The organism is Actinomadura rugatobispora, assembly GCF_042656285.1.
Lineage (GTDB): Bacteria > Actinomycetota > Actinomycetes > Streptosporangiales > Streptosporangiaceae > Spirillospora > Spirillospora rugatobispora.
Map to the genome: position 1 here is coordinate 1 of NZ_JBHSON010000057.1, position 12,928 is coordinate 12,928.

At 70.8% G+C, this 12,928-nt stretch carries 14 protein-coding genes; 8 read left to right on the top strand and 6 right to left on the bottom strand.

Annotated elements, in window-relative coordinates:
• The 3 genes from ACFPZN_RS34040 to ACFPZN_RS34050 form a co-directional block, all read left to right on the top strand.
• Positions 1–2,011: tetratricopeptide repeat protein (locus ACFPZN_RS34040; RefSeq protein ID WP_378286422.1), on the top strand; the 2,011-nt coding region annotated here is incomplete at its 5' end.
• Positions 2,012–2,032: 21 nt separating this feature from the next.
• Positions 2,033–2,227, top strand: coding sequence for a hypothetical protein (locus ACFPZN_RS34045; protein ID WP_378286423.1), 195 nt, complete (start codon positions 2,033–2,035; stop codon positions 2,225–2,227).
• Positions 2,228–2,247: 20 nt separating this feature from the next.
• Positions 2,248–3,111 (top strand): hypothetical protein, encoded by an 864-nt coding sequence (locus ACFPZN_RS34050; protein ID WP_378286425.1) that lies wholly within the window; start codon positions 2,248–2,250, stop codon positions 3,109–3,111.
• A gap of 401 nt (positions 3,112–3,512) precedes the next feature.
• Here the strand turns inward: ACFPZN_RS34050 and ACFPZN_RS34055 are convergent, their stop codons facing one another.
• A complete protein-coding gene (locus ACFPZN_RS34055) occupies positions 3,513–5,873 on the bottom strand; it encodes a heavy metal translocating P-type ATPase (RefSeq protein ID WP_378286426.1) in 2,361 nt (786 codons plus the stop codon).
• Positions 5,874–6,121: 248 nt separating this feature from the next.
• Positions 6,122–6,592 (bottom strand): ATP-binding protein, encoded by a 471-nt coding sequence (locus tag ACFPZN_RS34060; protein WP_378286427.1) that lies wholly within the window; start codon positions 6,590–6,592, stop codon positions 6,122–6,124.
• 168 nt (positions 6,593–6,760) lie between these two features.
• Here ACFPZN_RS34060 and ACFPZN_RS34065 point away from each other — a divergent pair, with 168 nt between their 5' ends.
• From ACFPZN_RS34065 to ACFPZN_RS34075, 3 genes are all read left to right on the top strand, one after another.
• Positions 6,761–7,615, top strand: coding sequence for a helix-turn-helix domain-containing protein (locus tag ACFPZN_RS34065; protein WP_378286428.1), 855 nt, complete (start codon positions 6,761–6,763; stop codon positions 7,613–7,615).
• Positions 7,616–7,620: 5 nt separating this feature from the next.
• Positions 7,621–7,851 (top strand): DUF397 domain-containing protein, encoded by a 231-nt coding sequence (locus ACFPZN_RS34070; RefSeq protein WP_378286429.1) that lies wholly within the window; start codon positions 7,621–7,623, stop codon positions 7,849–7,851.
• A 129-nt stretch (positions 7,852–7,980) separates the two neighbouring features.
• Positions 7,981–8,172: a DUF397 domain-containing protein gene (locus tag ACFPZN_RS34075; protein WP_378286430.1), complete on the top strand. Its 192-nt coding sequence runs from the start codon at positions 7,981–7,983 to the stop codon at positions 8,170–8,172.
• An 11-nt stretch (positions 8,173–8,183) separates the two neighbouring features.
• On the opposite strand, the gene ACFPZN_RS34080 is transcribed toward ACFPZN_RS34075, so the two are convergent.
• On the bottom strand, positions 8,184–8,999 hold the full coding sequence (locus ACFPZN_RS34080) for an ATP-grasp domain-containing protein (protein WP_378286431.1): 816 nt from the start codon (positions 8,997–8,999) through the stop codon (positions 8,184–8,186).
• A 34-nt stretch (positions 9,000–9,033) separates the two neighbouring features.
• On the opposite strand from ACFPZN_RS34080, the gene ACFPZN_RS34085 reads away from it, so the two are divergent.
• Entirely contained in the window at positions 9,034–9,258 is a 225-nt protein-coding gene (locus tag ACFPZN_RS34085; RefSeq protein ID WP_378286432.1) for a hypothetical protein, read from the top strand.
• 3 nt (positions 9,259–9,261) lie between these two features.
• Here the strand turns inward: ACFPZN_RS34085 and ACFPZN_RS34090 are convergent, their stop codons facing one another.
• Both ACFPZN_RS34090 and ACFPZN_RS34095 read right to left on the bottom strand, forming a co-directional pair.
• Positions 9,262–9,906, bottom strand: a complete 645-nt coding sequence (locus ACFPZN_RS34090) for a LysE family translocator (RefSeq protein ID WP_378286433.1) — start codon at positions 9,904–9,906, stop codon at positions 9,262–9,264.
• The gene (locus tag ACFPZN_RS34095; RefSeq protein WP_378286434.1) at positions 9,903–11,099 is read right to left on the bottom strand and encodes an MFS transporter; all 1,197 of its coding nucleotides are present in this window, start codon (positions 11,097–11,099) and stop codon (positions 9,903–9,905) included. Before ACFPZN_RS34095 ends, ACFPZN_RS34090 begins: the two co-directional genes overlap by 4 nt.
• A gap of 138 nt (positions 11,100–11,237) precedes the next feature.
• Between ACFPZN_RS34095 and ACFPZN_RS34100 the strand changes: the two genes are divergently transcribed.
• The gene (locus ACFPZN_RS34100) at positions 11,238–11,681 is read left to right on the top strand and encodes a MarR family winged helix-turn-helix transcriptional regulator (protein WP_378286435.1); all 444 of its coding nucleotides are present in this window, start codon (positions 11,238–11,240) and stop codon (positions 11,679–11,681) included.
• Here ACFPZN_RS34100 and ACFPZN_RS34105 read toward each other — a convergent pair.
• The gene (locus tag ACFPZN_RS34105; protein WP_378286436.1) at positions 11,665–12,867 is read right to left on the bottom strand and encodes an amidase; all 1,203 of its coding nucleotides are present in this window, start codon (positions 12,865–12,867) and stop codon (positions 11,665–11,667) included. The genes ACFPZN_RS34100 and ACFPZN_RS34105 overlap by 17 nt on opposite strands.
• Positions 12,868–12,928: the final 61 nt, after the last annotated feature.

A 12,928-nucleotide genomic window follows, 5' to 3' on the forward strand; every position in this document is an offset into this window, starting at 1 on the left:
CCACCGCGCCGACCTGTACGCCCTCGGCGCCACCGTGTTCCAGTTGCTGACCGGCCGCCACGTCTTCACCGGCGACGACGCCCGCGCGGTGGTCACCCAGCACCTGGCCGCACCCCCGCCCCCGGCCCGCACGCTGCGCCCCGACACCCCTCCCCAACTGGAGGAGTACCTGCGGAAGCTGCTGGCCAAGGAGCCCGACCAGCGGCCCCCCGACGCCGCCGCCGTGGCCGCCCGCCTGCACGACCTGTGGCGCCGGCGCACCGACCCGCACCACCCCGACCGCCTCGAGGCCCTGCGAGCACGCGCCGACCAAGCCGAGAGGGAGGGCCGGGCGGGCCGCTACGACACCGCCGTCACCGCCCTGCAGAATCTGCTGACCGACTGTGTTCGAGTACTGGGTGACGATCACCCCGACACCCTGCACACCCGCCACATCCTCGCCCAATGGACGGGGGAGGCCGGGGACGCGGCGGCCGCACGCGACCTGCTCATCGAGTTGCTCCCGAGCTATGAACGGGTGCTCGGCCGCGACCACCCCGACACTCTGGACACTCGCTACCACCTCGCCCAATGGATAGGGGCGGCTGGGGATGCGGTGGCCGCACGCGACCTGTTCGCCCAGCTCCTCACCGATCGCGAACGGGTGCAGGGCTCAGACCACCCCCACACTCTGTACACCCGCCACGGCCTCGCCCAATGGACGGGGGAGGCCGGGGACGCGGTGGCTGCACGTGACCTGTTCGCCCGGCTCCTGACCGATCGCGAACGACTGCAGGGCTCCGACCACCCCGACACCCTCAACATCCGCCACGGCCTCGCCAAGTGGACGGGCAAGGCCGGTGATGCCGCGGCTGCACGCGACCTGCACGCCCAGCTCCTCACCGACCGCGAACGACTGCAAGGCCCCGACCACCCCCACACTCTGAACACTCTCGACGACCTCGCCCACTGGACGAGGGAAGCCGGCGACGAGGCGGCCGCACGCGACCTGTACGCCCGACTCCTCCCAGATCACGAACGAGTACTCGGCCCCGACCACCCCGACACCCTGAACACCCGCCACAACCTCGCCCTCTCGACGTGGGCGGCCGGGAATCCGGCGGCCGCACGCGACCTGCTCGCCCGACTCCTCCCCGATCGCGAACGAGTACTCGGCCCCGACCACCCCCACACCCTGAACACCCGCCACAACCTCGCCGGCTGTATGGGGGATGCCGGGAATGCGGCAGGCGCACGCGACCGGCTTGCCCAACTCCTCCCAGATCGCGAACGGGTGCTCGGCCCCGACCACCCCGACACCCTGGGCAACCGTCACGACCTCGCCCTCTGGACGGGGAAGGCCGGGAATGCGGCAGCCGCACGCGACCTGGACACCAAGCTGCTCCCCGATCGCGAACGAGTCCAGGGCCCCGACCACCCCAGCACCCTGCAAACCCGCCACAACCTCGCCGACTGGACGGGGAAGGCCGGGGACGCGGCGGCCGCACGCGACCTGCACGCCAAGCTGCTCCCCGATCGCGAACGAGTACTCGGCCCCGACCACCCCCACACCCTGCAAACCCGCCTCAACCTCGCCGACTGGACGGGGGAGGCCGGGGACGCGGCGGCCGCACGCGACCTGCTCGCCCGGCTCCTCCCCGATCGCGAACGAGTACTCGGCCCCGACCACCCCGACACCCTGGACGTCCGCCTCGGCCTCGCCGACTGGACGGGGGAGGCCGGGAATGCGGCGACCGCACGCGACCTGCTCGCCCGACTCCTCCCCGATCGCGAACGAATACTCGGCCCCGACCACCCCCACACCCTGGGCACCCGCCTCAACCTCGCCCACTGGACGGGGAAGGCCGGGGACGCGGCGACCGCACGCGACCTGCACGCGGAGTTGCTCCCGCACTATGAACGGGTACTCGGCCCCGACGACCCCGACACCCTGCGAACCCGCCGCAACCTCGCATACTGGACAAGAAGGGCCGAGAATCCCCTCAAACGGTGGAATCTTTTCAATAGATGATCTTGTCCCCGGCATATGGTCGTGGCGTGCATCGCGCAGGACCCCTGGTCAGCCCTCAACGTGCTGCCAGCACCGATATACCGGGTCCTTCAGAAGCGTTACGGTCTCGCGTTCCAGGACGGCCGCCGCCCCTGGCGCCTTCGCGTCGTCGCCGACGCCGAGGTCGCCGAGGACGCCAAGAACCGCCTCATCAAGCTCGCCTGGCGTGAAACCTGATCCCCTCTATCATCCCGCGGATGGAGATCCACATCGTCCCGGACGACCAACTGGCGGACCTGGCCCTGCGGCTGCGCGACTCATCCCCCGGGGACTGGAGCCCCGACGCCCTGCGGAACCGGGGCACCGCCGACGCGCGCTTCCTGGACGGAGAACTCGCCGTCCCGGTCGGAACCGCCGACCCGTCCGCCCTGGCACAGGCGGACTGCTTCCGGCGCGCGGCCCAAGTCCTCAGAAAGGCGCTAGGCCCCGCCTCCACCATCGGAAGCCACGGAGCACCCAACACCTGGGGAAACCCCTACCTGCTCTGGCCCCAGAGCATCGAACTACGCGCCGGCGCCAGCGGCCCGGAACTGGTCCTCACCGACAACTGGCCGAAGCACCAGGGACGGGACGGTTTCATAGCCCACCTCCAGCCGGACGACTCCAGCCCCACCCCCTGGAAGGCGAAGGACTGGGACGTCTTCGAACGCGCCTTCGCCGCCTGGCTCTCGACCGTCTCAGCGGAGCAGCGCGCCCTCGGCCTACCTCTCGTCCCCGCCATCCACGGAGGGCTTCTCCTCGACATCTACCCCCACGAGGATCGGCTCCTGATCGGCGGCGCCGGCTCCGCCGACTTCCCCGCCCTCGGCTGGATCCCCGGGCCCCTCGAAGGGGACGACCCATGGTTCGACTACCCCGAATGGCGCCTCATCGGCGGCGCCATCGGCCACGTGGACGGGGCCGCCCTCGCCGCGACAGCCGTGGCCACCGCCCGTGCCGCAGGCGTGGCCTCCCCGGAAGACCTGAAGATCATGCACGGCACCCAGAACGAGACCCCCGAGGGCGACGAGTACTACATCACCTTCCACGGCCTGGGCATCAACGCCCGCTCGTCCCGTTGATCAGACGCCCTTCCAGCACCGGTACACCGGGTCCTCAAAGAGCGCGACCGTCTCCCGTTCCAGGATCGAGAACAGCACGTCGACGAACGGATGCCGGAGCAGGGGACGCCGACAACCGCGTCGCCCTCACGTCGTCGCCGACGCTCAACACGGTGTGGCGGCCGGGATCATCACCTCGGTGCGATCGACCGCGGCCTGCCGCGCGAGCATCCGACCGGAGACCCGGCCCGGCGAGCGCCCCGAGGTCACCGAGGCCCGCCGCAACGGCTACACTCGCGGCACCATCGCCGCGATCGCGGTGGTCTCCCTCCCCGACGAACCGGCCATCGCAGGAGCCTCCAGCAGGCCGCTCGGACATCGCCGCCGAAGTCCCCTGACCTGCCGGCCCCCAGCGCGACGATTCAGCCGGCGGGCAGGCGCAGTCGCCTCAGGGCGAGGGCGTTGACGGCGACGATCAGGCTGGAACCGGACATCGACAGCGCGGCGATCTCGGGGCGCAGGACGAGGCCGAGGCCGGGTTCGAAGACCCCGGCGGCGATGGGCAGCGCGATGGCGTTGTAGCCGATCGCCCAGCCGAGGTTCTGCCGCATCTTGCGCAGCGTTCCGCGGCCGACGCGCAGGGCGGTGGGCACATCCAGCGGGTCGGAGCGCATGAGCACCACGTCGGCGGTCTCGATGGCCACGTCGGTTCCGGCGCCGATGGCGATGCCCAGGTCGGCCTGGGCCAGCGCGGGCGCGTCGTTGACGCCGTCGCCGACCATGGCGACCTTGCGTCCGTCGCGCTGCAGCTCGGCGATCTTGGCCGCCTTGTCACCGGGCAGCACCTCGGCGATCACGGTGTCGATGCCCAGCCTCGCGGCGATGCGCTCGGCGGTTGCCCGGTTGTCGCCGGTCAGCATGACGACCTGGACGCCCAGGTCGTGCAGCGCGGCGACGGCCGCCTCGGAGGTCTCGCGCGGGGCGTCGGCGACGCCGATCAGAGCAGCCGCACGGCCGTCGATCGCGGCGATCACGGCGGTGCGTCCGGTGGCGGCCAGCTCGTCGCGGCGGGCGGCCAGCGGGCCGAGATCGACGCCCTCGCGTTCGAGCAGGCGGCGGTTGCCGACCAGGACGCGCCGCCCGCCGACCTCGGCGATGGCACCGTGCCCGGGGACGTTCTCGAAACGCTCGGCCCGGACGGCGTCCAGCCCGCGTCCGGCGGCGTAGGCGACGATGGCCTGCGCGAGGGGATGCTCGGATTCGCGTTCCACGGCGGAGACGAGCCGGAGCAACTCGGTCTCCTCCAGCCCGTCGGTGACGACGTCGGTCACCTCGGGTTCGCCCTTGGTGAGCGTGCCGGTCTTGTCCATCACGACGGTCTGGACGCGGGCGGAGGTCTCCAGGGCCATGGCGTTCTTGAACAGCACGCCGCGCTTGGCGCCCAGCCCGGTGCCGACCATGATCGCGGTCGGGGTGGCCAGGCCGAGGGCGTCCGGGCAGGTGATGACGACCACCGTGATGGCGAAGAGCATCGCGGTGGAGAAGGCGCTGCCGGTCAGCAGCCAGGTCGCCAGCGTCGCGGCACCGCCGATGAGGGCGACGAACACCAGCCAGAACGCCGCCCGGTCGGCGAGCCGCTGGCCGGGGGCCTTGGAGTTCTGCGCCTGCTGGACGAGCTTGACGATCTGCGCCAGGGCGCTGTCGGCGCCGACCTTGGTGGCGCGCACGCGCAGGGTGCCGTTGGCGTTGATGGTCGCCCCGATGACCGTGTCACCGGGCGCCTTGCGCACCGGCAGGCTCTCGCCGGTGACCATCGACTCGTCGACCTCGCTGTCCCCGTCCTCGACCACCCCGTCCACGGCGATCTTGGTACCCGGCCGCACCAGCAGCAGGTCCCCGGCCGCGACCTCGGCGGTGGGCACCTCGACCGGCTCGCCGCCGCGGATGACCACGGCCCTGGGCGGCGCGAGGTCGAGCAGGGCGCGGACGGCGTCGTTGGCGCCGCCCCGGGCCCGCATCTCGAACCAGTGCCCCAGCAGCACGAACGCCGCCAGCACGGTGGCCGCCTCGTAGAACACCTCGCCGCCTCCGGTGAGGGTGATCACCAGTGAGTACAGCCAGCCGGCCCCGACCGCGACGGCGACCAGCACCATCATGTCCAGCGTGCGGGCCCGCAGCGCGCGGACGGCACCGTCGAAGAAGATCCAGGACGAGTAGAAGATCACCGGCAGGCTCAGCAGCAGCGCCCACACGTCCTGGCGGAGCCCGAACGGGGTCGGGACGTCCAGGCCGAGCACCTCCTCTCCGATCGGCGACCAGATCACGATCGGGATGGAGAACAGCAACGCCACCAGGAACCGGTTGCGCATGTCGGCGACCATCGCCGCCATCGACATCGCCCCGTGCCCGCCGTGCCCCATCGCCTCGTGCGGCGACCGGGCCTCCACCGCCTCGGCCGCGGGCGGGTCCGGTTCGGCCATCGGATCGCAGATGTGGGAGGGCACCGACTGCCCGGCGCAGTGATAACCGCACTCGGTCACCCACCGTCGCAGTTCCGCCAGCGACGTACGCGCCGGGTCGAACACGACCGTGGCGGTCTGGGAGACGGGATTGGCCTCGACTTCCAGCACTCCTGGACGGCGGCCCAGCACGGAGGTGACGACGTTCTGCTCCGACGCCCAGTTCAGACCGCTCACGTCGAGAACGGCGACGCCGCGGTCCTTGCCCGAGCCGGGCACCTGCTGCTTCTCCTGGTCCGTCGGCGGATTCGCGCCGTGGTGCATGGCCGACCTCCTCTCTCGTCCCCCATATAAACCTATACCCCGTGAGGGTATTCCGCGCTCCCGCCGGCCGTCGCACTCTTCCCTAGGTGACCGGGGCCAAGCACGACACCGCCTGACGCGTTCCGCGAGGCGGCCTCCGGAGATCCGAGCCGGGACTCCCAGGTCGACATCCTCCACGCCGCCCAGTGGCCCGCCGATGCCCAGATCACGATCTCGGACCGCCGCACCAGGAACAGAGCGGGTCTCCGTCACGCGCCGGGCAGGGCGAAGCCGACCGCCTTCCCCAGGCCCGGTCGGCTGCACGTCCTCGTCGAGTAGATGGCGCAGTGGCCGCCGGTCAGGCCGCTTACCAGGGAAAGGCCCCGCCCTCCGAGGCTGAGGGCCGCGATGACGGCGTCCAGGTCCCCGTCCGGCTCGGGCGTGACGGACGGCTCGCGCAGCAGCTCGGGCACGCGCCCGAAGAAGGGGTCCGCATCGGCCAGCTCGCACCAGACCGGCCGGCGGTCCGTACCGGCGAACAGCACGCGCAGTTCGTACGGCGGCTCGGCGTGCCGTACCCCGTTGGCGGCGAGTTCGGCCGCGACCAGCTCGGAGTCGGCCACCCGCTCCGGCGCGACGCCCGCACGGCAGAGAAGATCCCGGACGATCACCCGCGCCCGGTGCTCCGCCCGCCCTGATGGCAGACGCCAGACCCGCACGGCCCAGGGAGATGCGTCCACATATCCCTGCTGCCGAGCCACTGATACCCACATCCGATTCACCTCGATCATGACTTTGCGTCGCCAGAACCAGACACACAGTGAAGAGACCTCTGCCACAATGACGGAAGATCACCAAATGAGCAAGCTTCTTCAAGTGAAATATTGCTCGCCACACAGGGAGGGCGGATGGCACCCGCAGGACGGACGATCCGGAGCAAATGGCTCGGGGACGCCCTACTCAGAGCACGTAAGAACGCTGACCTGACCGGCGACGAAGTCGCTCAACAGCTCGGCTGGCCAGCCTCAAAGGTCAGCCGGATAGAGAACGGACTGATCCGCGCACACTGGGGTGACGTCCAAGATCTACTTGACCTGTACGGCGTCACCGACGCAGACGAACGCACGACACTCATCAAGCTCGCGAAGAGCCTGCGCGAACGCGGGTGGTGGCGGGCATACGGCGGGGAGTTGAGTCACCCGTTCGCCGACCTGCTCAGCCTTGAGGGCACAGCCGATGAGATCGACGTCTACCAACCGCAACTCCTGCCCGGGCTCCTGCAGACCCGCGCGTACGCCATGGCCGTCATAGGCGCCAGCCGGATGCAGCAATCAAAAGAGGAGGTAGAACGCTTCGTAGAGATCCGCACCGCTCGCCAAGACATCCTCACGCGAGCCACGCCCGTTCACCTTTGGGCGATCGTCGGCGAAGCCGCTCTACGGCAGCAGATCGGTGGAATCGCGGTGATGCAGGGGCAGCTTCGGCACCTGCTGGAGATCTCCGAGCTGCCCAACGTCACCGTGCAGGTCCTCCCCTTCACGGCCGATGCCACGACCGGCATGTACAGCCCGTTCAGCATCCTGACCTTCGCGGGAACCGGCTTGCCCGAGGTTGTTCACATTGAAAATCTCACCGGCGGCATCTACCTGGAACTTCCAGAAGAGGTGGGACACTATAGGTCCTCATACAACCATTTGAGGGCATCCGCCCTGCCGACCGGGAGGTCGGCACGGCTGATCGCTGCTGTCAGTAAGGAGATCTGAACGGTTTGAGTCTCGAACGGGACGGCTCGTGCACACTCTCCTCGCCCACCGCAGGCGCTTGGCGGAAGAGCACCTACACCGGCGACACAGGCGACTGTGTTGAAGTGGCCCACCACGGCGGCGGAGGAATCGCCGTACGTGACTCCAAGGACCCCGCCGGGCCGAAGCTTCTCCTCACCGGCAACGCTTGGCGATCACTCAACCAACGCATCAAGAACGGCCGCTACGACTCCTAAGTCGCGGCCCGCTTCTTGACGACCAGCAGTGTGGCGGCACTAGAGGTAGCCGAGCGTCGCCACGGCTGCTCGTCCGGCTCACTTGAACTCATCGAGTCGATCGCCGTCGCCTACGAGAGGTGAAATCCCTTGGACATCTCGCTGGTCACGTGGCGCAAGTCCAGCTACAGCGCGGAGTACAACTGCGTGGAGGCGGTCTCCCTGCCCGGGGCCGTGGCCGTGCGTGACTCCAAGGACCCCGGCGGGCCGAAGTTTGTGCTCAGTGGGGCTGCCTGGCGGTCGCTCAATCAGCGCATCAAGGGTGGGCGTTACGACTTGTGAAACGCTCCTGATCAGCGGTCGTCCAGTTCTACGGGGTCGGTGGCCCAGCGGGTGTCGTTCGGGGTGAGGCTGGCGCGAGGGACGCAGGCTCGGGCCAGGACGTCGAGGACGCGCGTCGGGTCGCAGCCGTATACGCCCGCGCCCCAGGCGCTGTTGGCCTCGACGACCGCCCAGCCGTGCCCATCGATCCGGCCGACGTCGATGACGATCGCCGGGGGGACGTCGATCTCGGCCAGGAGTTCGGCCACGTAGTCCTGTGCCTGCGAGAGCTCGGCCGGAGAGGCCGGCCAGTGGCCGTCGTCGGTTTGCGCGAGTTCGCCTTCACGAAGGTAGGGCGAGAGCGTGGCCACCTGGCCCTCGAGGACGAAGCAGCGGAACTCGACCTCCCAGGTCACCGGGTCGGCCACCAGGACGGGAGTGTCATCAGGACGGGCATCCGGGAGGCCTGCGCCGTTCGTGTAGACGGCGCCTTCGAAGCCCTTGCGTCCGTCGGCCGGTTTGACGAAGGCCGGGCCTTTCCGGGTTCGGGCCTCTCCCAGGGTGGTTGTTTCGATCCGGCGTTTCCGGTGGTGTTCGGGGAGGTTCGGGAGCCAGTCGGCGGGGGCGTCCAGCATCGCGCGGCCGAGTTGTGCGGCGATGACCTCGACGAACAGCGGCTCCCCGTACAGGACCACGTCGCGGTCCCGCAGCCGTCCGGGAGCACGCCAGCCGCCCAGCCGTTCCACGCCCCAACCGGCCACGCCTGCGGCGGTACGGAGCGTGCGGGAATCGGCGGTGTAGCGCGGGGACAAGAGCAGCGTCGGCATTGCCTTGAGACGATCGGGCATGGTGTTCGGATCCACCAAACGGAGGGAGGTTCCCATGGGGAAGCTGGAGCGGCCCGATGTTGAGATCGGCGCTTCTGTGGAGGCGGAAGAGCTGGTCTTTCGTCGGGAGCCTTGGACTCGGGTCGAGCATTGGGCGGAGCCTGCGGGGGAATCGGCGTCCGGGAGCGATCGGGTCAATCTGCCTGGACGGGTCGAGGCGCGGGTCGTCTATCGCGATGTCCGGGTTGATTTCCGGGTGGCCGCTGCGCTCGAGGGTTGAGGGTCAGTCCTTGCGGCCGGTGGTGGCGACGGTGAGGCCCAGGCCGATCATCATGAGGCCGCCGGTGCCGCCCACGGCGGCGAGGCGGTGCGGGGAGCGGGCGAACCAGGAGCGGGCGGCCGCGGCGGTCAGGCCCCAGACGCTGTCGCACAGCAGGGCGATCAGGCAGAACACCAGGCCGAAGATCATCATCTGGAGCGGGACGTGGCCGTTGCCGCGCTCGACGAACTGCGGGAGGACGGCGGCGAAGAAGACGATCGTCTTGGGGTTGGTCGCGCCGACGACGAAGCCCTGCCACAGCTCGCGGGCGCTGCCCCTGCGCTGCCCGGCGTCCAGTTCGTCCATGGCGCCCTCCAGGGAGCGGCGGTTTCGGAAGGCCTGGACGCCCAGGTAGATGATGTACGCGGCGCCGATCAGCTTGAGGGCCGTGAAGACCAGGATCGAGCGTTCCACGATGGAGCCGATGCCGAGCGCCACCAGGACGGTCATGAGCAGGGCCCCGAGTTCGTTGCCGGCGACGCTGGTCATCGCCGTCCGGCGGCCGTGGGCCAGGGCGCGGCCGACCACGAACAGGACGGTGGGCCCCGGGATCACGATGATGGCCAGCGCCATCGCGGAGAAGCCCAGCAGTTGTTCGGTCGAGATCATGCGCGGAACTGTATGCGGACGTCTCGGGCGTCCGCATCGGAATTTTCGGGCACGGGTGATCTCTCCAGGGCGCCGGACAGGAGGGCCACGGCCAGGCCGGCGGTTCCCAGGAGGGCGGCCACCCACAGCGGGGAGGTGAAGCCGAATCCCGCGCTGATCGCGAGACCGGCCAGGAAGGGGCCGACGGTGTTGCCGAGGTTGAACGCGGCGACGTTGGCGGCCGAGGCGAGGGCCTGGGCGCCGGCGGCCTTGTCCAGGACGCGGGTCTGCAGCGGCGGGATCGTGGCGGACGCGACGACGCCGAAGACGGTCAGGGCGATCACGACCGTGACGCGGTTGTGGGCGGCGAGCAGCAGCACGGCGGAGACGGCGATGAGGGCGGCGAGCAGCGCGTACACGCTGGGCATCAGGGCGCGGTCGGCGTACCGGCCGCCGATCGGGCCGCCGACCAGCATCCCGACGCCGAGCAGCACCATCACCCAGGGCACCGCGGCGCCGGAGTAGCCGGTGACCTCGGTGAGGAGCGGGGCGACGTAGGTGACGACGCCCAGCACGGGCGCCCAGCCGAGCGCGGTCATGGCGAGGGCGAGCCAGACCTGTCCGCTGCGGAAGGCGGCCAGTTCGTGGCGCAGGCCGGTCCGGGGCCGTTCGCCGCGCGGGACGAGGGCGGCGATGCCGATGAGCGCGGCCACGCCGATGGCGGTGACGACCCAGAACGTGGCGCGCCAGCCGAAGTGCTGGCCGACGAAGGTGCCCAGCGGGACGCCGAGCACGTTGGACAGCGACAGGCCCATGAACATGAGGGCGATCGCGCTGGCGCGGCGTTCCGGGCGGACCAGGTCGGCGGCGACGACGGCGCCGAGGCCGATGTAGGCGCCGTGCGCGAAGGAGGCGATGACGCGTCCGGTCATGAGGGCGCCGTAGGAGGGGGCGAGGGCGGAGAGGAAGTGCGCGGCGACGAACAGGATCATGAGGCCGACGAGCATGGTCTTGCGGGGCAGCCGGGCCCCGGCGGCGGTGACCAGCGGGGCTCCGATGACGACGCCGAGGGCGTAGCCGGAGACGAGCAGGCCGGCGACGGGGATGGAGGTGCCGAAGTCGGCGGCCAGTTCGGGCAGCAGGCCGGCGATGACGAACTCGGTGGTGCCGATGCCGAAGGCCCCGAGGGCCAGCGCCAGGAGCGCGAGCGGCATGACGGTCTCCTCGCGGGTAAGGTGGGCGGCAGACGCCGATAGAGAGCGTGAGCATTAGTTGCACACGCGGGATACTTGCAGACGCCTGCTATCTCAGCACGCAAGTAGCTGCGAAGGCAAACAGGAGAGGGGTGAGCCATGTCACGCGCCGCCGTCGAGGCGCGCGCCCAGGGGTGGCGGACGCTGGCCGCGCTGCAGGCCCGCATCGAGGAGAAGATCGAGCGCGCCCTGCAGGAGCGGCACGACCTGAGCGTGAACGAGTTCTGCGTCCTGCACCACCTGGCCGGCCCCAACGGCCGCCACACGCGCATGCAGCAGCTCGCGACGATCCTGGTGCTCAGCCAGAGCGCCACCACCCGGCTGGTCACCCGCCTGGAGAAGCGCGGTCTCCTCACCCGCGTGCTGTCGGAGGAGGACCGGCGCGGCATCTACGCCGAGGCCACCGAGGAGGGGCGGGCCCTGCTGGAGAAGGCCGCCCCCACGCACAACGAGGCCCTGGACGACGCCCTCGCCGAGGCCGCCGGCCTGCCCGAACTGACCCCGCTGGTCGAGGCCCTGGAGAAGCTCAGCCTGAAGGTCTGACTTCCTTGAGGAGGCGGAGCAGGGCGCGGTCGGTGCCGCGGGCGCCGATGGCGCACAGGCCGACCGGCAGGCCGTCGACCGGGGGCATCGGGCGCACGGCGGCGGGCAGCCCGGCGATCGACGACAGGCAGGTGAGCCGCAGCGTCCTGGCCCGGTAGGCCTCCATGACCGCCGGTTCCAGGTCCACCGGGGGCGCGGGCGCGGTCGCGGCGGGCAGGAGCAGCACGGTGCCGGGCGGCACGGCGGCGCACAGCGTCTCGCGCGCCTCGTCCACGATCTTCTGCGCGGCGTCGCGGTCGGCCGGGTCCAGGTCGCGACCGGCGGCGAACCGCGCCATCACACCCTGGCCGAGCGAGCCCGGATGCGCCTCGATCCACGCCCCGTGCCGCTTCCACGCCTCGGCCGCCTGCACGGCCCGGAACGCGGGGAACCACGCCTCCAGCCGCCCGCCCATCAGCGACTCCACGCGCCGGATCGGCCGGTCCTGACCGAGTGCGGCGCACTCCGTCTCGAACGTCGCGCGCGTCGCGGGCTCGGCCAGCGCCAGCACGTCCTCGGCCACCAGGAAACCCTCGACCGGCTTCGGCTCGCCCGGCGGGAGAAGCACGTCCCCGGCCCGGTCCAGCAGTTCCGCGTCCCGCGCGAACCATCCGACCGTGTCGTAGGAGGCCGCCAGCGCCTGCAGCCCGTCCCGGGACACCAGGTCGTGCGTGGTGCGCAGCCCGTACAGGCCGCAGTGCGAGGACGGCACCCGCACCGACCCCGCCGTGTCGGTGCCCAGCCCGAGGTCGGCGAGGCCCAGCGCCACGGCCGAGGCGGGCCCGTTGCTGGAGCCGCCGGTGATACGGCCGGGCGCGGCGGGGTTGGGCGGGGTGCCGTAGTGCTTGTTGGTGCCGTTCAGGCTGAACGCGAGCTCGTCGGTCTGGGCGATCCCGGTGATGTCCGCGCCCGCGTCAAGGAGTGCCTGGACGGCCCACGCGTTGCGCTCCTCGACCGGAGCGTCGGCCAGCCAGTCGGGGTTGCCCGCGCCGATCCGCTGCCCGGCGATCGCGTACAGGTCCTTGACCGCGACGCGGACCCCGGCGAGCGGCCCGTCCCCGGCGCCGCGCACCAGAGGGTCGCCGACCGCCCTCCACACGGGACCGGGGACCGCCCGCTCATCGGTGAACGCGTCAATGCCGCCCATGTCCCGCCTCCTGTTCGACCGCTCTCTCACCTGGTGATCTCGTGCACGGTACCCGCCCGGA

Coding starts and splice junctions, on each gene's coding strand:
- ACFPZN_RS34085 (WP_378286432.1), top strand. CDS start 9,034: ATGGGGAAGCTGGAGCGGCCCGATGTTGAGATCGGCGCTTCTGTGGAG.
- ACFPZN_RS34050 (WP_378286425.1), top strand. CDS start 2,248: ATGGAGATCCACATCGTCCCGGACGACCAACTGGCGGACCTGGCCCTG.
- ACFPZN_RS34095 (WP_378286434.1), bottom strand. CDS start 11,099: ATGCCGCTCGCGCTCCTGGCGCTGGCCCTCGGGGCCTTCGGCATCGGC.
- ACFPZN_RS34105 (WP_378286436.1), bottom strand. CDS start 12,867: ATGGGCGGCATTGACGCGTTCACCGATGAGCGGGCGGTCCCCGGTCCC.
- ACFPZN_RS34080 (WP_378286431.1), bottom strand. CDS start 8,999: ATGCCCGATCGTCTCAAGGCAATGCCGACGCTGCTCTTGTCCCCGCGC.
- ACFPZN_RS34100 (WP_378286435.1), top strand. CDS start 11,238: ATGTCACGCGCCGCCGTCGAGGCGCGCGCCCAGGGGTGGCGGACGCTG.
- ACFPZN_RS34065 (WP_378286428.1), top strand. CDS start 6,761: ATGGCACCCGCAGGACGGACGATCCGGAGCAAATGGCTCGGGGACGCC.
- ACFPZN_RS34090 (WP_378286433.1), bottom strand. CDS start 9,906: ATGATCTCGACCGAACAACTGCTGGGCTTCTCCGCGATGGCGCTGGCC.
- ACFPZN_RS34055 (WP_378286426.1), bottom strand. CDS start 5,873: ATGCACCACGGCGCGAATCCGCCGACGGACCAGGAGAAGCAGCAGGTG.